This is a genomic window from Pseudomonas sp. GNP012, from assembly GCF_054343835.1.
This window is the reverse complement of the sequence record NZ_JBTGUU010000001.1, coordinates 1,945,244-1,964,834: the sequence shown is the minus strand read 5'-3', so window position 1 is coordinate 1,964,834 and position 19,591 is coordinate 1,945,244. Positions and strand designations below refer to the sequence as shown.

Annotated in this window: 13 protein-coding genes and 2 riboswitches; of the genes, 8 read left to right on the top strand and 5 right to left on the bottom strand. The window is 60.8% G+C overall.

Going from position 1 to position 19,591, the window contains the following annotated elements:
* Nucleotides 1-2 precede the first annotated feature (2 nt).
* Entirely contained in the window at nucleotides 3-1,073 is a 1,071-nt protein-coding gene (cobW, locus tag ACXX83_RS08810) for a cobalamin biosynthesis protein CobW (protein ID WP_458548141.1), read from the bottom strand.
* 102 nt (nucleotides 1,074-1,175) lie between these two features.
* Nucleotides 1,176-1,387, bottom strand: a riboswitch (cobalamin riboswitch).
* 195 nt (nucleotides 1,388-1,582) lie between these two features.
* Nucleotides 1,583-1,808, top strand: a riboswitch (cobalamin riboswitch).
* A 122-nt stretch (nucleotides 1,809-1,930) separates the two neighbouring features.
* Between cobW and ACXX83_RS08805 the strand changes: the two genes are divergently transcribed.
* The 4 genes from ACXX83_RS08805 to cobM all read left to right on the top strand — a co-directional run bounded on the left by ACXX83_RS08805 (nucleotide 1,931) and on the right by cobM (nucleotide 4,082).
* Nucleotides 1,931-2,122 (top strand): CbtB domain-containing protein, encoded by a 192-nt coding sequence (locus tag ACXX83_RS08805; RefSeq protein ID WP_217838207.1) that lies wholly within the window; start codon nucleotides 1,931-1,933, stop codon nucleotides 2,120-2,122.
* Between the two features lie 11 nt (nucleotides 2,123-2,133).
* On the top strand, nucleotides 2,134-2,841 hold the full coding sequence (locus ACXX83_RS08800; protein ID WP_458548140.1) for a CbtA family protein: 708 nt from the start codon (nucleotides 2,134-2,136) through the stop codon (nucleotides 2,839-2,841).
* Nucleotides 2,838-3,251, top strand: a complete 414-nt coding sequence (locus ACXX83_RS08795) for a cobalamin biosynthesis protein (protein WP_015094887.1) — start codon at nucleotides 2,838-2,840, stop codon at nucleotides 3,249-3,251. The genes ACXX83_RS08800 and ACXX83_RS08795 overlap by 4 nt, the downstream gene beginning before the upstream one ends.
* 84 nt (nucleotides 3,252-3,335) lie before the next feature.
* Nucleotides 3,336-4,082 (top strand): precorrin-4 C(11)-methyltransferase, encoded by a 747-nt coding sequence (gene cobM / locus ACXX83_RS08790; RefSeq protein ID WP_458548139.1) that lies wholly within the window; start codon nucleotides 3,336-3,338, stop codon nucleotides 4,080-4,082.
* 140 nt (nucleotides 4,083-4,222) lie between these two features.
* Here the strand turns inward: cobM and nfuA are convergent, their stop codons facing one another.
* Both nfuA and ACXX83_RS08780 read right to left on the bottom strand, forming a co-directional pair.
* Nucleotides 4,223-4,807 (bottom strand): Fe-S biogenesis protein NfuA, encoded by a 585-nt coding sequence (nfuA, locus tag ACXX83_RS08785; RefSeq protein ID WP_007912592.1) that lies wholly within the window; start codon nucleotides 4,805-4,807, stop codon nucleotides 4,223-4,225.
* A gap of 233 nt (nucleotides 4,808-5,040) precedes the next feature.
* Complete coding sequence (locus ACXX83_RS08780) at nucleotides 5,041-7,338, bottom strand: fatty acid cis/trans isomerase (protein ID WP_217838205.1); 2,298 nt, start codon at nucleotides 7,336-7,338, stop codon at nucleotides 5,041-5,043.
* 156 nt (nucleotides 7,339-7,494) lie between these two features.
* On the opposite strand from ACXX83_RS08780, the gene metH reads away from it, so the two are divergent.
* On the top strand, nucleotides 7,495-11,205 hold the full coding sequence (gene metH, locus ACXX83_RS08775; RefSeq protein WP_458548138.1) for a methionine synthase: 3,711 nt from the start codon (nucleotides 7,495-7,497) through the stop codon (nucleotides 11,203-11,205).
* 193 nt (nucleotides 11,206-11,398) lie between these two features.
* The gene (locus ACXX83_RS08770; protein WP_007980782.1) at nucleotides 11,399-11,617 is read left to right on the top strand and encodes a DUF2970 domain-containing protein; all 219 of its coding nucleotides are present in this window, start codon (nucleotides 11,399-11,401) and stop codon (nucleotides 11,615-11,617) included.
* Nucleotides 11,618-11,623: 6 nt separating this feature from the next.
* Here the strand turns inward: ACXX83_RS08770 and ACXX83_RS08765 are convergent, their stop codons facing one another.
* On the bottom strand, nucleotides 11,624-12,709 hold the full coding sequence (locus ACXX83_RS08765) for an ABC transporter substrate-binding protein (protein WP_458548137.1): 1,086 nt from the start codon (nucleotides 12,707-12,709) through the stop codon (nucleotides 11,624-11,626).
* Nucleotides 12,710-13,231: 522 nt separating this feature from the next.
* Here ACXX83_RS08765 and ACXX83_RS08760 point away from each other — a divergent pair.
* Complete coding sequence (locus ACXX83_RS08760; RefSeq protein ID WP_116580622.1) at nucleotides 13,232-14,890, top strand: nitrite/sulfite reductase; 1,659 nt, start codon at nucleotides 13,232-13,234, stop codon at nucleotides 14,888-14,890.
* Nucleotides 14,874-15,368 (top strand): DUF934 domain-containing protein, encoded by a 495-nt coding sequence (locus tag ACXX83_RS08755; RefSeq protein WP_007976503.1) that lies wholly within the window; start codon nucleotides 14,874-14,876, stop codon nucleotides 15,366-15,368. The genes ACXX83_RS08760 and ACXX83_RS08755 overlap by 17 nt, the downstream gene beginning before the upstream one ends.
* Before the next feature lie 52 nt (nucleotides 15,369-15,420).
* On the opposite strand, the gene ACXX83_RS08750 is transcribed toward ACXX83_RS08755, so the two are convergent.
* Complete coding sequence (locus ACXX83_RS08750; protein ID WP_458548136.1) at nucleotides 15,421-19,308, bottom strand: dermonecrotic toxin domain-containing protein; 3,888 nt, start codon at nucleotides 19,306-19,308, stop codon at nucleotides 15,421-15,423.
* Nucleotides 19,309-19,591 lie beyond the last annotated feature (283 nt).

The following is a 19,591-nucleotide window of genomic DNA, read 5'->3' as shown; positions in this document are numbered from 1 at the left end:
GCTTACACGCTGAGCGCAGCGCGCAATTGCGCTTCGAGAACGGCGGCGTCGAGTTCCTGGCCGATCAGCACCAGACGGGTGATACGCGCCTCTTCGGCGCCCCACTGACGGTCGAAGTGCTTGTCGAAACGCGTGCCCACGCCCTGGATCAGCAGGCGCATCGGTTTGTTCGGGATTGCTGCAAAACCCTTGACCCGCAGGATGCCGTGCTGGACCACCAGTTGCGTCAGCGCGTCCATCAGCAGGCTTTCGTCGGCTTGCGGCAATTCGATGGAGATCGAATCGAAGGCGTCGTGATCGTGGTCGTCATGATCATCGTCGCCATCGTGATGATGGTCGTGGTGGCTGTGGCGGCTGTCGATGTGTTCTTCGGAGCCGGCACCCAGGCCAATCAGCACGTCCAGCGGCAGGCGACCGCTGCTGGCTTCGATGATTTTCACCGCTGGCGGCAACTCTTCGGCGACTTCCACGCGCACGCGGGCCAGGTCGGCCGGGTTGATCAGGTCGGATTTGTTGAGAATCACCAGGTCGGCGCTGGCCAGTTGGTCGGCAAACAGCTCGTGCAATGGCGATTCGTGGTCCAGGTTCGGGTCGAGTTTGCGCTGGGCATCGACCTGGTCCGGGAAGGCGGCGAAGGTGCCGGCGGCCACGGCCGGGCTGTCGACCACGGTGATCACCGCGTCAACGGTGCAGGCACTGCGAATTTCCGGCCACTGGAAAGCCTGGACCAGCGGTTTTGGCAGGGCCAGGCCCGACGTTTCGATGAGGATGTGGTCGAGATCGCCGCGACGAGCCACCAGTTCGCGCATCACCGGGAAAAATTCTTCCTGGACAGTGCAGCACAGGCAGCCGTTGGCCAGTTCATACACACGGCCGTTGGCTTCTTCTTCGGTGCAACCGATGGAGCACTGCTTGAGGATTTCGCCGTCGATGCCCAGCTCGCCAAACTCGTTGACGATCACTGCGATGCGGCGCCCCTGGGCGTTGTCGAGCATGTGCCGCAGCAGCGTGGTTTTACCCGAGCCAAGAAAGCCTGTGACGATGGTGACGGGAAGTTTGGCCAGTGTTTTCATCGGATGCCCTATGGCTAGGTGGCGGGCATACGGGACGACAACGGGCAACGCAGATGCGCGTGCCTGAAGAGTTCGCCACCGGATCACCCCGCCCGGTTGAAAGTGAGAATCTGTGTCGAGGCAGGTCTCCTGGCTGACGGTGTGCCGGCTTGAGCCTGGCATTCGCTGCGCCTTCCCGCCGGCCTCATGGATTGGGCCTGCAGTGGCGTGGCAACGAACATCACCGTTCACAGTTGCGGGGGCAGCCGCGGCATTGACCGCGTTCCCTTCTTAGCTTCGACAAACGCCGAAGAACCTCGAAAGCGCAAGGCTACGCATGGTATTGGGGCGGGTCAATGTTCACGTGACTTCTGCGGTGTGCCCTTCGCGAGCAAGCCCGCTCCCACATTTGATCGGGTTCTTTCAGAGGAAAAGGGTCAAGTGTGGGAGCGGGCTTGCTCGCGAAGAAAGCGACTCGGTTTCCAGTTGAGAACCCTTGCCAATTGACGCCCAACCCTCGCCCATGCTCTCCTACGCATCTTGTTACGGGTGCCCTTCACAGGGTGAAACGGGAAACCGGTGAATCATGTGCTTTACTCTAAAGCCATGTCAGTCCGGTGCTGCCCCCGCAACGGTAAGCGAGCGAAGCATCAGATCCACTGTGCCACTACGGCATGGGAAGGTGATGCTTGCAGGATCAGGCCCAAGCCTTTGCCCCTCGTGAGCCCGGAGACCGGCCCGCAACATAAAGTGACCATAACGATCACTGAAACAACAAACCCGCGGTGGGCGGGCGCTGTTTGAAACCCTGCGCGCCTGGTCGTGCAGGTTTTTGCATGCGCTCTTGATTCCCCGCTGACAGACCAGAGGGAAACGCCATGTCGATCATCAGCAGCACCGGCCACACTACAGCCAGCACCACTTCTACCCTGACTCAACGTCTGACCGCCGCCGTCTGCGCGTCGATCCTGGGCGCAAGCCTTGTGTATTTCGCCGGTTTCTCGCACATCGAAGCGGTGCACAATGCCGCCCACGATACCCGTCACAGCTCCGCGTTCCCGTGCCATTGAGACCTGCTGACATGATCAAGCGTATTGCGCAAACCGCAGGTTTCAGCGGGCTGCTGGCCGCCCTGTTGCTGACCCTGCTGCAAAGTTTCTGGGTCGCCCCCCTGATCCTGCAGGCCGAAACCTACGAAAAAGCTGAACCGGCGGCCGTTGAAATGCATGAACACGCCGATGGCGCGATGGCTGCCCACACCCACGACGCCGAAGCCTGGGAGCCGGAAGACGGCTGGCAGCGCGTGCTGTCGACCACTGGCGGCAATCTGGTGGTGGCTGTCGGTTTCGCGCTGATGCTGGCCGGCCTGTACACCTTGCGTGCGCCGACCAAAACCTCCCAGGGCCTGCTCTGGGGTCTGGCCGGCTATGCGACCTTCGTACTCGCGCCGACCCTCGGCCTGCCACCTGAATTGCCCGGCACTGCCGCCGCCGATCTGGCACAACGGCAACTGTGGTGGATCGGTACCGCCGCCTGCACCGCCGTCGGTATCGCACTGATCGTTTTCAGCCGTCACTGGCTGATGAAAGTCCTCGGCGCGGCAATCCTTGCAGTTCCCCATGTGATTGGCGCACCGCAACCGCAAGTGCATTCGATGCTCGCTCCGGAGGCACTGGAAACCCAATTCAAAATCGCTTCGCAACTGACCAACGTGGCGTTCTGGCTGGCCCTGGGCCTGATCAGCGCCTGGTTGTTCCGTCGCAAAAGCGATGGCCAATACCACGCATGACTGACGTCAGCACTGCGCCGACCCTGGTGGTCGGCCTGGGCTGTCAAAAGGGCTGCCCCGTCAGCACCCTGCTGGCGCTGCTCGACCAGGCACTGGAGGCGCACCAGATTGCGCGCCATGAAATCAAGGCCCTGGCCAGCATCGATTCGAAGCGCGACGAACCTGCACTGATCGAACTGGCCCAGCAGCTTGGCCTGGAATTGATGTACTTCAGCAGCGAGCAACTGGCCCCCTATGAGCCGCAACTCAGCCATCAATCGCAAATAGCGTTTGAACGCACCGGTTGCTACGGCGTGGCGGAAAGCGCCGCGCTGGCCCTGGCCGAACAACTGGCCCAGGCCCCGGCAAAACTGCTGATTCCCCGACAGAAATATGCCCAGGCAACCCTGGCATTGGCCGGTGCGGCATAAAATCCCCGATAATCCCCGCCTCGATCATGAACATTCTTCATCTGAAGCCCTGTTCAGCCCCTTTTATCCCCACAGGAACCGACGATGACCGTCTACTTCATTGGCGCAGGTCCCGGCGACCCCGAACTGATTACCGTCAAGGGCCAGCGGCTGATTCGCAGTTGCCCGGTGATCATTTATGCCGGCTCGCTGGTGCCAGCCGCCGTACTGGAAGGTCATTGTGCCGAGCAGGTAGTCAACAGCGCCGAACTGCACCTTGAACAGATCATCGACCTGTTCAAGGCCGCCCACGCCAAAGGCCAGGACGTGGCCCGGGTACACTCCGGCGATCCGAGCCTGTATGGCGCCATTGGCGAACAGATTCGCTGTCTGCGTGAGCTGGGCATTGCGTTCGAAATCGTCCCGGGCGTGACGGCCACCGCCGCTTGCGCAGCGCTTCTGGGTGCTGAACTGACGCTGCCGGACGTTTCACAAAGCGTGATCCTGACTCGCTACGCCGACAAAACCGCCATGCCACCCGGAGAGGAATTCGCCAGTCTGGCGCAGCACGGCGCGACCATGGCGATTCATTTGGGGGTCAATCACCTGCCGAAGATCGTTGAGGAACTGCTGCCGCATTACGGCGCCGATTGCCCGATTGCGGTGGTTCACCGCGCGAGCTGGCCGGATCAGGACTGGGTAACGGGAACGCTTGAGGACATTGCCGGGAAGGTTGCCGCCAAAGGGTTTCGGCGCACGGCGTTGATTCTGGTGGGACGGGTGCTGGGCAGTGATCATTTCAGCGAATCGTCATTGTATCGCGCGGGGCATGCGCATCTCTATCGCCCATAAGGCCCCTTCGCGAGCAGGCGCGCTCCCACATTGGATATGGTCAACTGTGGGAGCGAGCCTGCTCGCGAAGGCTTCAGCGAATTTAACTCATAAAAAACGGCGCTCACGGGGCGCCGTTTTTTTATTTTGCAGTGAACACCTTAGTAGTAGGCGTTTTCTTTCTGCGTGTGGTCGGTCACGTCGCGAACGCCCTTGAGCTCGGGAATACGCTCGAGCAGGGTACGCTCGATGCCTTCCTTGAGCGTCACGTCGGCCTGGCCGCAGCCCTGGCAACCACCGCCAAACTGCAGGACGGCGATGCCGTCTTCGACCACGTCGATCAGGCTGACCTGACCGCCGTGGCTGGCCAGCCCCGGGTTGATTTCGGTTTGCAGGTAGTAGTTGATGCGCTCGTTGACCGGGCTGTCGGCGTTGACCATCGGTACTTTGGCGTTTGGCGCCTTGATGGTCAGCTGGCCGCCCATGCGGTCGGTGGCGTAGTCGACAACGGCATCGTCCAGGAAGGCTTCGCTGAAGTGGTCGATGTAGGCGGTGAAGCTTTTCAGCCCCAGCGCGGTGTCTTCGGGTTTTTCTTCGCCCGGCTTGCAGTAGGCAATGCAGGTTTCGGCGTACTGGGTGCCAGGCTGGGTGATGAAGACGCGGATGCCGATGCCCGGGGTGTTCTGCTTGGAGAGCAGATCAGCCAGATAATCGTGGGCGGCGTCGGTAATGGTAATAGCGGTCATGGAAACTCCTCGCAGGCTTGGGCGCAGTTTACGCCAATCGGCGCGCCGGACAAAGTCCCAGTATTTTTGTCGGGAAAGAATTGTGGGAGCGGGCTTGTGTGGCGAGGGGGCTTGTCGGAACGCCGCACCGCCCCGTTGGGTCGCGAAGCGGCCCCAGAAAATGGGACTGCTGCGCAGTCCAACGGGGGCAAGCCCCCTCGCCACAAGCCCCCCCACAGGGGATCAGCGGTGTTTCAGAGGTTCTCGAAGCGGTTCATGTCCAGCACGCCCTCTTCCACCGGATCGGTCTCCTGGATGTAGCGGCTCAGGTCATGGAAATATAGCCAGAATTGCGGATGACTGCGGCGTATTCCCCAACGTTCGACGATTTTCTCAAAGCTGTCGCTATCCTTGGCGTTCTCCATCGCATCCACAAACGCCGGCACTTGCCCGGCCGGAATGTTGAACATGAAGTTCGGGTAGCTGCTGAGCACACCCGGGAAAATCGTCAGGGTATCGAGCCCCGGCTGATAGCGCAGCGATTCGCCAAGCAGGAACGCCACGTTGCTGTGGGCCCGGTTGCGCAGCAGGCTGTAAACCTCTCGCTTGCCGCTGCCGGTTTCGATTCGCAGCATGGTCGCTTCCGGCAGTTGATCAATCACTCTCAACCCCGCCGCCGGACGCGAGGTCAGGCGGCTCAACACCTGCTCGGCATTTTGCAGATCCGGATCAATGTTCGGCCGCGAGCAGTAGGCGCCGTCGCAGCGGTTGATCGGGTCGGGCCTGGCATTGAGGTCGCCATAACGGGTCAGCAATTGCCGGGCGAAATCGCGCTTGGGATCCTGCGGATCAAGCTTCAGCGCGGTCGGTTTGTCATCGTCGATGGACTCGTAGTCCAGCCACATCTTGAATTTGCCACTGTTCTGATACCAGTCGTCGAGGTAGCCCTCCCGCGAATCGGCGGGCATCAGACGCAGGAAATTCTGCTCGGCTCCGTTACGGATCAGGTCGAAATACAAGCGCGTCTGGGCCTGATGGGACACGTTGCCGAACACATCGAAATTGACTGCCAGTTGGTAGTAGGTGCGCTCCAGCAGCGGATAGTCGAACAGCCACATCGTCTGCGGCACTTCGCCGATCAGGCCTTTGGTCACTGAGGCGCTGTCGAAATGGCGAAAGATGCTCAGCAGTGCGTTGTCGTTGCCGGCCCACAGGGTCGACCAACTCGGCGCGGGCAAGTCTGCGTAACTATCGCGGCGCAGGGCCTCGTATTCGTTGCGTTTGTCGCGGTAGTCATGCCACAGGGTCAGGACGCTGCCGACATCATCATTCTGCCCTGGCATCGCCAGCAGGGGCGTGGCTTGCCCGCGATAGTTCGGGTCGGTGATGTAGAGGTCGTGTTCAGGTGCCTGGAACAGCGCCCAGAAGTTATCGCGAATCACGTCCGTGGCGATCTGCCCACGACAGACTGGCCCACGGATAAAGGTGCGCACGAAGTACTCGGCGTTATCGAGCATGAACTGGTAGCGCGCCTGGGCCGGAATCGCTTCGAAGGTGGTAAAGGGGTTGGCCCGGCTCTTCGGCCCGTAGCCCGGCAATGCATTGGCCTCCCAGTTGCCGCTGTAGAACAGGGATTTGACACGCGCCAGCTTCGCCGCACTCAGGGGATAGGAGATATGGGTCTTGTGCACGATCACGCCCTGCACCGGCCACAAGCGGTAGTAAAACTCCGAGCCTGGATCATCGTTGGGACGCCGGGTATTGATCAGGTCAATCGGCTGGCCGGTCGGCGTGCGCGAACGCACCCACTGGAAGAAATGCCCGGGTTCACCCTCCTTGAAGTAAAGATGGGCGAGGAACCAGTGCTCATACAGCCAGCGCCCCACCAGGCTTTGCCGGGCGCCCGGCGAATTGAGCAGGTTTTCCCACTGGATTACTTGCAGCGCTTCTTGCGCACTCGGGGCCAGGGCCTGCTGATCGATAGGTGCGCCTGCGGCCAGCCAGCGTTGCAGCGTCTGGTACTGCTGGTCGGTCAGCCCGGTCACCGCCAGCGGCATGCCTTCTTTCGGGTGCGAAGCGGCGTAGCCATCGAACTGCGCGGGCATGGAACACATGTTCTCCCGGTTCAGACCCAGGACGATGTCTTGCGGCAGCCTGGCGTTAGGTTGCAAGGGGGTGTTGTGGCCCAGTTCCAGCATCCGCGCCATCAATGAGGCCTGGCTGCCCTGGGCATCAAGCACCGAAAAGAAGCCCTTTTGCTGCCAGGCGGCTTTGCCGGAGGCGTCCAGAAACAGCCGCGTCGGCGCCACCGCTTTAGTACGGTCACCGTCGTAAACCGGGACTTTCGTCGCGCCGCGTGCCGCGCCTTCGCCGCTGCCCAGGTTGAGCTGACAGGCAGCGTCGTTGCAAGCGTGGCAGGCCACGCACTTTTCAGTGAAGATCGGTTGAATGTCTCGACTGTAGGAAATGGCAGAGGAGTTCGCCGGACTTTGCGCCGCAGCGCCCCAGCTTAAAAGCATCAACACACTGCTGATGACGAAGCGATAAGACATGTCCCTGGTCCCGGATCCTGAAAAAACGCCGCGATTCTACCGGTCTGCCATGCCTGCCAACATGAACGATATTCATGCAAAACCGAGTCATGCTCTAAAAGCGCACAGGTTTGCTATCATCCCGGCCCTTCGTCATGGTCTTACCGAGTAGTCCAAATGTCCGATCGCAGCGTTCGCCTTCAAGCTCTCAAGCACGCCCTCAAAGAGCGCATCCTGATTCTCGATGGCGGTATGGGCACGATGATCCAGAGCTACAAGCTCGAAGAGCAGGATTACCGTGGCAAACGCTTCGCTGACTGGCCGAGCGATGTCAAAGGCAACAACGACCTGTTGGTACTGACTCGTCCGGACGTGATTGGCGGCATCGAGAAAGCCTACCTCGACGCTGGCGCCGACATTCTGGAAACCAATACCTTCAACGCCACCCAGATCTCCCTGGCCGACTACGGCATGCAAGGTCTGGCGTATGAATTAAACGTAGAAGGCGCTCGCCTGGCACGCAAGGTCGCCGACGCCAAGACCCTGGAAACCCCGGACAAACCGCGCTTCGTCGCCGGCGTGCTCGGTCCTACCAGTCGCACCTGCTCGTTGTCCCCGGACGTGAACAACCCCGGCTACCGCAACGTGACCTTCGATGAACTGGTGGAAAACTACACCGAATCCACCAAAGGCCTGATCGAGGGCGGCGCCGACCTGATCCTGATCGAAACCATCTTCGACACCCTCAACGCCAAAGCCGCGATCTTCGCCGTGCAGGGCGTGTTCGAAGAACTGGGCGTCGAACTGCCGATCATGATTTCCGGCACCATCACCGACGCCTCGGGCCGCACCCTGTCGGGCCAGACCACCGAAGCCTTCTGGAACTCCGTGGCCCACGCCAAGCCGATTTCCGTTGGCCTGAACTGCGCCCTCGGCGCCAGCGAGTTGCGCCCGTACCTCGAAGAGCTGTCGAACAAGGCAGGCACCCACGTGTCGGCGCACCCGAACGCCGGCCTGCCGAACGAATTCGGCGAGTACGACGAACTGCCGTCGCAAACCGCCAAGGTCATCGAAGAGTTCGCTCAAAGCGGCTTCCTCAACATTGTCGGCGGCTGCTGCGGCACCACGCCGGGCCACATCGAAGCCATCGCCAAGGCCGTGGCCGGCTATGCGCCGCGCCAGATCCCGGACATTCCCAAGGCTTGCCGCCTCTCGGGCCTGGAACCCTTCACCATCGATCGCAGCTCGCTGTTCGTCAACGTCGGCGAGCGCACCAACATCACAGGTTCCGCCAAGTTCGCCCGGCTGATCCGCGAGGACAACTACACCGAAGCCCTGGAAGTCGCCCTGCAGCAGGTCGAGGCTGGTGCCCAGGTGATCGACATCAACATGGACGAAGGGATGCTCGATTCGAAGAAGGCCATGGTGACCTTCCTCAATCTGATTGCCGGCGAACCGGACATCTCCCGCGTACCGATCATGATCGACTCCTCGAAGTGGGAAGTGATCGAAGCCGGCCTCAAATGCATCCAGGGCAAGGGCATCGTCAACTCGATCAGCATGAAAGAAGGCGTCGAGCAGTTCATTCACCACGCCAAACTGTGCAAGCGCTACGGCGCCGCGGTCGTGGTGATGGCCTTCGACGAAGCCGGCCAGGCCGACACCGAAGCGCGCAAGAAGGAAATCTGCAAACGCTCCTACGACATCCTGGTCAATGAAGTGGACTTCCCGCCGGAAGACATCATCTTCGACCCGAACATCTTCGCCGTGGCCACCGGTATCGAAGAGCACAACAATTACGCCGTCGATTTCATCAACGCCTGTGCCTACATCCGTGACGAGCTGCCGTATGCGCTGACCTCCGGTGGCGTGTCCAACGTATCGTTCTCGTTCCGTGGCAACAACCCGGTGCGTGAGGCGATCCACTCGGTGTTCCTGCTCTACGCAATCCGCGCCGGGCTGACCATGGGTATCGTCAACGCCGGGCAACTGGAGATCTACGACCAGATCCCGGTGGAACTGCGCGACGCCGTCGAAGACGTGATCCTCAACCGCACCCCGGAAGGCACCGACGCCCTCCTCGCCATCGCCGACAAGTACAAGGGCGACGGCAGCGTCAAGGAAGCCGAGACCGAAGAGTGGCGCAACTGGGACGTCAACAAGCGCCTGGAACATGCGCTGGTCAAAGGCATTACCACCCACATCGTCGAAGACACAGAAGAATCGCGCCTGTCCTTCAGCCGCCCGATCGAAGTGATCGAAGGCCCGTTGATGGCCGGCATGAACATCGTCGGCGACCTGTTCGGTGCCGGCAAAATGTTCCTGCCCCAGGTGGTGAAGTCCGCTCGCGTGATGAAGCAGGCCGTGGCGCACCTGATCCCGTTCATCGAACTGGAAAAAGGCGACAAGCCTGAAGCCAAGGGCAAAATCCTCATGGCGACCGTGAAAGGCGACGTGCACGACATCGGCAAGAACATCGTCGGCGTGGTGCTCGGTTGCAACGGCTATGACATCGTCGACCTCGGCGTGATGGTCCCGGCGGAGAAGATCCTCCAGGTGGCCAGGGAGCAGAAGTGCGACATCATCGGCCTGTCCGGCCTGATCACTCCGTCGCTGGATGAGATGGTCCATGTTGCCCGCGAAATGCAGCGCCAGGACTTCCACCTGCCGTTGATGATCGGTGGCGCCACCACCTCCAAGGCGCACACGGCGGTGAAGATCGAGCCCAAGTACAGCAACGACGCAGTGATCTACGTCACCGACGCCTCCCGCGCCGTGGGCGTGGCGACCCAGTTGCTGTCCAAGGAGCTCAAGGCCGGTTTCGTCGAGAAAACCCGCCAGGACTACATCGAGGTTCGCGAGCGCACCGCCAACCGCAGCGCCCGCACCGAACGCCTGAGCTATGGCGCGGCCATCGCCAAGAAACCACAGTTCGACTGGGCGAGCTACACGCCGGTCAAACCGACTTTCACCGGCACGCGGGTGCTGGACAACATCGACCTCAACGTTCTGGCCGAGTACATCGACTGGACGCCGTTCTTCATATCCTGGGACCTGGCCGGCAAGTTCCCGCGCATCCTCCAGGACGAAGTGGTCGGTGAAGCCGCCACCTCGCTGTACAACGATGCAAGGGAAATGCTGCGCAAATTGATCGACGAAAAGCTGATCAGTGCTCGCGCAGTGTTTGGCTTCTGGCCGGCCAACCAGGTGCATGACGACGACATCGAGCTCTATGGCGATGACGGCAAGCCAATGGCCAAACTGCATCACCTGCGCCAGCAGATCATCAAGACCGACGGCAAGCCGAACTTCTCCCTGGCCGACTTCGTCGCGCCCAAGGACAGTGAAGTGACCGACTACGTGGGTGGTTTCATCACCACCGCCGGCATCGGCGCCGAAGAAGTGGCCAAGGCCTACCAGGACGCTGGCGACGACTACAACTCGATCATGGTCAAGGCCCTGGCCGACCGCCTGGCCGAGGCCTGCGCCGAATGGCTGCACCAGCAGGTGCGTAAAGACTACTGGGGCTACGCCAAGGATGAAGTGCTGGATAACGAAGCGCTGATCAAGGAACAATACACCGGTATCCGTCCGGCACCGGGTTATCCGGCCTGCCCGGATCACACCGAAAAAGCCCAATTGTTCGCCCTGCTCGATCCGGAGGCCGAAGAAATGCGTGCAGGCCGCAGCGGCGTGTTCCTCACCGAACACTACGCCATGTTCCCGGCGGCAGCGGTCAGCGGCTGGTACTTCGCTCACCCGCAGGCGCAATACTTCGCCGTGGGCAAGGTCGACAAAGACCAGGTGCAAAGCTACACCTCGCGCAAAGGCCAGGAGTTGAGCGTGACCGAGCGCTGGCTGGCACCGAACCTGGGTTACGACAACTAAGCGGCTCTATTGACCACGATATTGTGGCCAACACATACCTCTGTGGGAGCGAGCTTGCTCGCGATGGCGGACTGACAGTCGCATGGATATCGACTGTTACGGCCTCATCGCGAGCAAGCTCGCTCCCACATTTGTTTTGTGCATGCTGTGTATTGTCTATGCTTGCCTCACACACATCCGTGGCGAGGGTTTTATGGACGATCCGGCCGACAACAAGCCGCCGAGCTTCTGGCAAATGCTGCACAGCGTCATGGCGGCGGCGTTCGGGGTGCAGAGCGGGAAGAACCGGGCCCGTGATTTCACGCACGGCAAGCCCAGTCATTTCGTGATTCTGGGGATCCTGTTCACGGTGGTGTTTGCCTTGACGTTGTTCGGCATCGTCAAGCTGGTGCTACTCCTGGCCGGGGTTTGACGCGGCTCAGTGCATCAGGGTTTGCAGGGTGAACGGGTAACGCCAGGACGCGGGACGCCCCTTGGCCGAGAGTTTGTGAAAATCCACACCGAAGTCCTGGGTGGCCCCCATCGCCAGCAGTCGCCTGGCCTGTGCCCGGTCGATCAGCTGCAGCAACGGAATCTGGCGGTCACGGCCGCCGTACTGGCTGATGTCCACGCCTTCATCGTAGTCATGCAATTGCACCAGCGCCCAGCCACCCAGAGTGAAGTGCCCGCCCAGCAACACACTCAGGCGACGGTCCAGCAGTGCCTGCAACGCCGCGGGTGAATTGTTGATTGCGCCGAACAGCACGCCTTTGCCCGGCACACCGCCGGCCTCGACATACGCCTGCATCACACCTAGCGCCATCTCGTCGTTCGCGGCCCAGACCAGCGACGTCTGCGGGTAGCGCTTGAACAACAGCCTGGCCTGCTCGTAGGCGCGTTGCCGGGTCCAGCCGCCGTACACCAACTGGCGCAAACGCACTTCTGGGTGCTCGGCCAAGGCGCGCCGCAGGCCTTTTTCGCGATACTGCGCAGACGGGGTGATCTTCAAACCGGAAAAGGCCAGCAGCTCAATCGTCTGGCCGAGGGCCACCGGACCGTGCTGCCGGATCAATTCCTTGAGCATCAGGTAGCCGCCCTCTTCATCATTGGGCACCAGGCTGCCGAGCAAATCGGGATACTTGTCAGGCCGCGCGCCAATCAGCTTCATCTGATCCGCCGTCAGGGCGTTGTTGACCATGAACAGTTTCACCCCGCTGCCTTTGGCCAGCCGCAGGATCTCGGGGGCGATGTATTGCTCGTTGACGAAGATCAGGTAGTCGGGACGATGTTCGCCCTGAAGGGCTTCACGAGCCTGGCGGATGGTGTTTTCGGAGACGCGGTCGGAATACTGGATACGCAAGTCCATCCCCAGGTCCGTCGCCGCAGCCTGCATGAACTGCGAGTAACTCGCCCAGAACGCTTCCGTTGGGGTTCCCGGATTCAGGAACAGCACTGACGCCGCTTGGGCACAAGGTCCCACGACCATGCCCAGCGTCAGCAATACGCCATACAGAAACTTCAACATTGGTCGTCCGAGCCCACGGAAATTCGCCGCGCATTATAGCCAGCGAACATCCGTAAAACGGCGATTTTTCCGGTTTTTGTCGGACAATCGTCGGAACCGGGCCCGGACGGGTCGTTTATTGGTGGCTGACCCAGAAAACCGCCGTCCCCACGACCAGCATGATCAGGAACAAGATTGCCCAGGCATCTACGGTGCTATCGCTTTTCCGTGCTTTGGTTGGGTTGCTCATTGCATCGCCTCTTGTCGGTTTTATCGGTGATTGCATAAAGACTCGAGCAGAGTAAAGACGACGATTGCCCGCATCACAAACAGGGTCTTTGCCACAACGATTCTCATTAGGCGATTTGGTTCTTTACATATGCTCAAACATCACTTTTACGCATAACTGCAAACTGGTATCTTGCCTCGGCTCCGTAGGGAGTGCGCGGCCGTGCGCGCAGAATTGCCGAGGTTTTATCGGACGCCAGCCAGCCAAAAAACGCCGCTGTTTCCGACCGGCCCAAGCCTGAGAACAGGACTTATATGTACGTATACGACGAATACGATCAGCGGATCATCGAGGACCGCGTCAAGCAGTTCCGTGATCAGACCCGACGCTATCTGGCAGGCGAGCTGAGCGAAGAAGAATTCCGCCCCCTGCGCCTGCAAAATGGCCTTTATATCCAGCGTTTCGCGCCTATGTTGCGAGTCGCGGTGCCTTACGGCCAACTGACTTCGCGGCAAATGCGAATGATGGCCAAGATCGCCCGTGACTACGACAAGGGCTACGCCCACATCAGTACCCGGCAGAACGTGCAGTTCAACTGGCCGGCCGTGGAAGACATTCCGGACATTCTCGCTGAACTGGCCACCGTGCAGATGCACGCGATCCAGACCAGCGGCAACTGCCTGCGCAACGTCACCACCGACCAGTTCGCCGGTGTCGCCGCCGATGAACTGATCGATCCGCGCCCATGGTGCGAGATTGTGCGCCAGTGGACGACTTTCCACCCGGAATTCGCCTACCTTCCGCGCAAGTTCAAGATCGCCGTCAACGGTTCGACTTCCGACCGCGCCGCCATCGAAGTCCATGACATCGGCCTTGAGCCGGTGCACAACGCCGCTGGCGAACTGGGTTTCCGTGTGCTGGTCGGTGGTGGTCTGGGCCGTACGCCGGTGGTGGGGGCATTCATCAACGAGTTCCTGCCATGGCAAGACCTGTTGAGCTACCTCGACGCCATCCTGCGGGTCTACAACCGCTATGGCCGTCGTGACAACAAGTACAAGGCGCGGATCAAGATCCTGGTGAAAGCGCTGACGCCTGAAGTCTTCGCGCAGAAAGTCGACGCGGAAATGGAGCACCTGCGCGGTGGCCAGACCACGCTGACCGAAGCCGAAGTGCAGCGCGTCGCCAAACATTTCGTCGACCCGGACTACAAGGCCCTGGACAACCAGACCGCCGCCCTGGCCGAGCTCGACCTGCAGCACCCGGGCTTCGCCCGCTGGCGCGCACGCAACACCCTGGCCCACAAGAAACCGGGCTACGTGGCCGTGACCTTGTCCCTCAAGCCTACCGGCGTTGCACCGGGCGACATCACCGACAAACAGCTCGACGCCGTGGCCGACCTGGCCGAGCGTTACAGCTTCGGTCAACTGCGTACCTCCCACGAGCAGAACATCATTCTGGCCGACGTCGAGCAGGACAAGCTGTTCGTCCTGTGGGGCGAGCTGCGCGAGCAAGGCTTCGCCACGCCGAACATCGGCTTGCTGACCGACATCATCTGCTGCCCGGGTGGCGACTTCTGCTCCCTGGCCAACGCCAAGTCGATCCCGATCGCCGAATCGATCCAGCGCCGTTTCGACGACCTGGACTACCTGTTCGACATCGGCGAGCTGGACCTGAACATCTCCGGTTGCATGAACGCTTGCGGCCACCACCACGTGGGCCACATCGGCATCCTCGGGGTGGACAAGAAAGGCGAAGAGTTCTATCAGGTTTCCCTCGGCGGCAGCGCCAGCCGTGACGCCAGCCTGGGCAAGATCCTCGGCCCGTCCTTTGCCCAGGAAGCCATGCCTGACGTGATCGAAAAGCTGATCGACGTGTACATCGAACAACGTACCGAAGACGAACGCTTCATCGACACCTATCAGCGTATTGGTATCGACCTCTTCAAGGAGCGTGTCTATGCAGCGAATCATTAAGAACAACGAGGTCGTCGACGAGACCTGGCACCTGCTGCCCAAGGACTTCAGCATCGACGAGATCACCAACTGCGACGACTACATCGTCCCCTTGCAGTTGTGGCGCGAACACAGCCGTATGCTCCTGGCCCGCGACGGCGGCCTGGGCATCTGGCTTGACGCCGATGAAGAAGCCGAGGAAATCGGTGAAGACGTCGCGCAGTTCCAGGTCATTGCCCTGAACTTCCCGGCATTCACCGATGGCCGCAACTACTCCAACGCCCGCCTGCTGCGTGACCGTTACGGTTTCAAGGGCGAATTGCGGGCCATTGGTGACGTGCTGCGTGACCAACTGTTCTACATGCATCGCTGTGGTTTCGACGCGTTCGCCATTCGCCCCGACAAGGATCCGCACGAAGCCCTTGAAGGCCTCAAGGACTTCTCGGTGACTTATCAAGCCGCGACCGACGAACCGCTGCCGCTGTTCCGTCGCCGCTGACCGTCACCCCTTGAACCCCGGCCCCGGGGTTCAAGGGGGTTTACCCTTCGCGCTAGAACACCGGATGTTCCACCAGCGGAATCGGCCGCCCCATGGCCACCCAGTCACGGTATAACCGGACTCGTTCTTCCAGCACCACGAACATCCTGAACGGGTTTTCTGCATCGCCAACCCGCGATTCGATACTCTGACGCAACCAGCCCCACAACTCCTCTGACGTATCCGCTTCGTGCAGCAAGTGCCACACGCGCGCCTGCAGCGACAGATAGCCGACCTGGAAATCCGCCGTCAGGCGCAATCCATCCATGACCCGCAGCAATGTACTGCCCGATGGCTTGACGGCCAGTCGTTGCCAGATCTGTTGCCGCGCCTCGCGCAGGCTTTCATCGCCCTCCTCCAGCCAGGGCGTCGCACTGCCGTAATCGGCACCCGGTTCACTCAGCCACAGATTGATGCCGGTACGCTCGCGATGATCGACCAGGCGCAGCAAGGTATCTTCATCCGTCAGCGGATTACCCCACAGTTTCACCCGGTCCCGGGAGACCGCCTGATTCAGTATCGATTGGGGAACCCGGCTGATCCGGTTGCCTCGCAAGTCGAGCGAGGTGAGGTACGGCTGATCGGCGATGCCCACCGGACAACGGCTGATCCCGGTGTTTCTCAGGTTCAATACACGCAACTCATTGAGCCCCAGGACAACGGGCGGGACGGTCAAAGGGTTGTCACTCAGGTCCAGCGCTTGCAGGCTCACCAGATCACCAAACTGTGCAGCCGTGTTCTCCTGAAACTGCAGCAAAGTGGCGCTCAGGTTCAGCGTAGTGAGACGGGTCATTTGCCGAATCGGTGGAGGCAACACACCTTCCAGTACGCCGTTTGCGTTGAGTCGACGCAGGTCGACACGCTCCAGGCTCAGGGAACGCAGGTTCGGAAAGCTTTCGAGAAAGGCGCTCAGGCTCTCGCGCTCGATCAGGTGCAGGCCCAGCATCGATAACTCGACGACCTCATTGAAGCGTACGTTCATCGTCGGCAACCGATGGTAGTCCTCGAAAGCCAGGTCCAGCCTGTACCCGGAAAACGTCTCACCCGACATCACTCTATTGATCCGGGGCGCGCATTTTTGCCAGATGCTCATCAGTTCATCGCCCAGTTCGGTCCGAGTTTCACGCTCGTAATCGATCACGGTTTGCAGCAGTTGGACATTGTGCGCCGCCACCTGCCCCAGGGTCATGCCCTCTGCTTCATCATCGCCAACGGACAGAAAATCGATGTCCATGTCATCGGCATCCAGCACGGACTGATCGATCCACTGGCGCAGATCGGCATGCAACTGCTGCATCTGCGCTATCAGGCGATCCACCAGCGCCTGAGCCCCGGCACCCGCTTCAGTCAGCAACTCATCCGCCTGGGCATCAGTGAAATCCGGATACAGATCCTTGACCTGCAGACGCATGACACCATGGGTCAGCGCTGCGGCCTGTGGCGTGTTCGGGAAGCCGCCACCGCGCAATCCCCCAGCTTCGAAAGGCAACCGCGAATCCATTCGATTCAAGCCCAGTATCAACTCGGAACGGGCCAAGGCATGACCGCCAATGCGCAACCGCAACTCGCTGGCAGCATCCGGCGAGTGAAGCGACATCGCCGTACGTTCCTCCACGGACAATAGGTCGAGCAGCGCGGTAAACAGGTCTGAACCCTCGCCGTCAGTAGACGCCACGGTGGAATACCGGTAGCGCTCACCGACCTTGATCAAACGCCGGCAATCCGTGGAATCGAGCGGACCGCAGCGGTCCAGGACACGGCCACTGATTGCCCCGTCGAGTACCTCGATGCGCAGGCCTTGCGGCCAGTCGGGCAGGCGATGCAGGGAGTGCAGTGCCAGGACATCGGTTTCGGGATGCAGGACCGAACGCAAGTACAAGCCTTCATAGGCCCGGTTGAGTCGTACATGCTGTTGGTAGTCCCGCGATTTGTTGTCCAGTCGCTTGAGCAATTGCAGCGCCTCGTCAGCGTCGAAGGGCCGATGGATGTCGACTCCCGAACGGTCGAGGATTTGCTCCACGGCGCCTTTCGGCAATCCTGGGTATTCGCGCTGAAACAGGCGAACCCATTCCCGCTCCGAGTGCTGGAGCGCCTGATAGCGGGCGTTGAACAATCCGGCCCGCGCTTGCGCATCGGCGACGGCTTCGAGTTCCTGATCGAGCTTGAAGCGTGTGATGGTATCGGCCAGCAACGGCGTTGGTGGGCGCCCCGCCTGCATCAGGCGCAGCATGTCGTCGTCGACCGTGCTGACCCGGGCGATCTGCCCCAGTACCTCATCACTGAAGGCAGCATGGGGTGCGCACACCTCACGCAACAGCTCTATGCGAGTCGACACCGACGCCGGAACCGATCCGGCTACGGGCTTGGCCAGCGTGCCGGGATGCGGCTCGCTCGAGGGCTCCCCAGGCTCGTGCAGGGTTCCGGCGATTTTTTCTTCGCCCTTGAGTGCCACCACAGCCCCGACCAGCGGGAGCGCATTGAGCAAGCCGAACACGGTGCGCGTCACGCCCTCGGAGCGCTGCTCCGGTGTCTTGCCGTTGATGGCCTGATCAAGGCCATAACCGGCGTCGATCAGGCCGGCCAGCACCAGGACACCCTCGCCTCCCGGAATGAACAATGCCAATGGCCCCAGCCGGTTGATCCAGCGCACCAGCGGTTCCACCACCGCGCTCAGGTTATCGCGATTGACCTGGGCATCGTCACGGATGGTTTTGACGCTGGCCATCGAGGCCTGCTTCATCGTCAGTACCAGTTGCGCGAACGGATCGGTGTCGGAGTGAGCTCGCTCAAGATCTATGTAATCCTGCGGGTCCCAGAAACCGTCGTCGTTGAAGAGCCCGGCGCTCCTTTTCAGCCAGTGTTCGTTCGGGTAAACCGCCATGCCCTCCAGCGCGGTCGACACACCCGCATGGAAAGTGCCGTCTTCCCGATCGTTCTCGGCAAAATGCGCGAGCAGCGCCTGGCGTGTGGCCGGCACCTGGCCCTGGGCCACGATCCATTGGCGCAGGTGTCGCCAGTCGGTGAATTCATGCAAGGGAGAGGAGTTGCCCGGGATATTCAGCAGGACCCGGCCGCTGTGACGGTGGCGATAACACCAGATATCGTCCGAGGTGTAGCGATAGATCGTCAGCCGACCGGCCTCGATCAGTGCGCTGACACGAGTCGGCGCCTGTAGCTGATCGATGGTCAACGCACTCCACGCCTGCTCCGCCGGCAACCCGGAGGCCTGCATGGCCAGGGCCAGGCCTTCCTGACTCAAACTGCCCTCCTGGTGTTGCAGGCAGGCGCTCATGATAAAGGCGGCCTTGGCCGAGGTTCTCAGGTCGTAAGGCTGCGCCTGGACGATTCGCTTGTCAGAGGGCCAGGTGCGATCAAGGTAAGCCTGATAGCGGGTTTGCAAATCCAGCTCCCACACCCACTGTTTGAACGCCGCCGGCCTGAGGGCAATTTGCGTTGTCGGCCCATACACCTGGGGCGTGGTCTGGCGGTAGATGCCTTCGTAGGTATGGTGATTGCCATTACCGTGGTCGGCGAACTCATCGACATGTTCCACGATGCGAATGGACGGGCCGACATCGGGCGGTGTGTAAAAGCCAAACGCGCTTTCGGCGAAGCGCCCGTCACCGACGGTCTGGTAATTCTCCAGCAACGCCTGGACCAGGGTTTGGGTGCTTGCCACCTGACCCTGCTCGATGCCGTCCTGCGGCGAGTGCCCGCGGTAGTGGTAATCAAGAGTGACTAACAGCGCAGTGTGCGGGTCGATGTTTTGCCCCCATTTCTCCCTGATCAACTGCGCACCGAACTGCTCGGGAGATTGCGGTAAAGCCGCGCTCACCACAGATTGCAGTGTTTCGCGCAGCGGCACAGGCTGGGGATTTAGCGGTATCTGATGGTCATTCATGTGCATTCCATGGCAACTGTTTTTGGAACACCAACATAACCAGCCGCCGCGTTGCCGAAAGCAGGAACGATCGCCTGACGCCTTCAGAGATTTCGCCGTGCCGTGGAAGACATCGGGCAAGCGTTCGCAGGCAAAAAAAGGTTCCCGGGAACCTGTAGGAGCCAGCCTGCTGGCGATGGACTCAAGTGCGCCGCGTTCATCCAGTCCACACGCGTTATCGTTAACGACCATCGCAGGCAAGCCAGCTCCCACAAGGGACCGCGCCCGCGCGGCCTCCAAACCA

Coding starts and splice junctions, on each gene's coding strand:
- cobW (WP_458548141.1), bottom strand. CDS start 1,073: ATGAAAACACTGGCCAAACTTCCCGTCACCATCGTCACAGGCTTTCTT.
- ACXX83_RS08805 (WP_217838207.1), top strand. CDS start 1,931: ATGTCGATCATCAGCAGCACCGGCCACACTACAGCCAGCACCACTTCT.
- ACXX83_RS08800 (WP_458548140.1), top strand. CDS start 2,134: ATGATCAAGCGTATTGCGCAAACCGCAGGTTTCAGCGGGCTGCTGGCC.
- ACXX83_RS08795 (WP_015094887.1), top strand. CDS start 2,838: ATGACTGACGTCAGCACTGCGCCGACCCTGGTGGTCGGCCTGGGCTGT.
- cobM (WP_458548139.1), top strand. CDS start 3,336: ATGACCGTCTACTTCATTGGCGCAGGTCCCGGCGACCCCGAACTGATT.
- nfuA (WP_007912592.1), bottom strand. CDS start 4,807: ATGACCGCTATTACCATTACCGACGCCGCCCACGATTATCTGGCTGAT.
- ACXX83_RS08780 (WP_217838205.1), bottom strand. CDS start 7,338: ATGTCTTATCGCTTCGTCATCAGCAGTGTGTTGATGCTTTTAAGCTGG.
- metH (WP_458548138.1), top strand. CDS start 7,495: ATGTCCGATCGCAGCGTTCGCCTTCAAGCTCTCAAGCACGCCCTCAAA.
- ACXX83_RS08770 (WP_007980782.1), top strand. CDS start 11,399: ATGGACGATCCGGCCGACAACAAGCCGCCGAGCTTCTGGCAAATGCTG.
- ACXX83_RS08765 (WP_458548137.1), bottom strand. CDS start 12,709: ATGTTGAAGTTTCTGTATGGCGTATTGCTGACGCTGGGCATGGTCGTG.
- ACXX83_RS08760 (WP_116580622.1), top strand. CDS start 13,232: ATGTACGTATACGACGAATACGATCAGCGGATCATCGAGGACCGCGTC.
- ACXX83_RS08755 (WP_007976503.1), top strand. CDS start 14,874: ATGCAGCGAATCATTAAGAACAACGAGGTCGTCGACGAGACCTGGCAC.
- ACXX83_RS08750 (WP_458548136.1), bottom strand. CDS start 19,308: ATGAATGACCATCAGATACCGCTAAATCCCCAGCCTGTGCCGCTGCGC.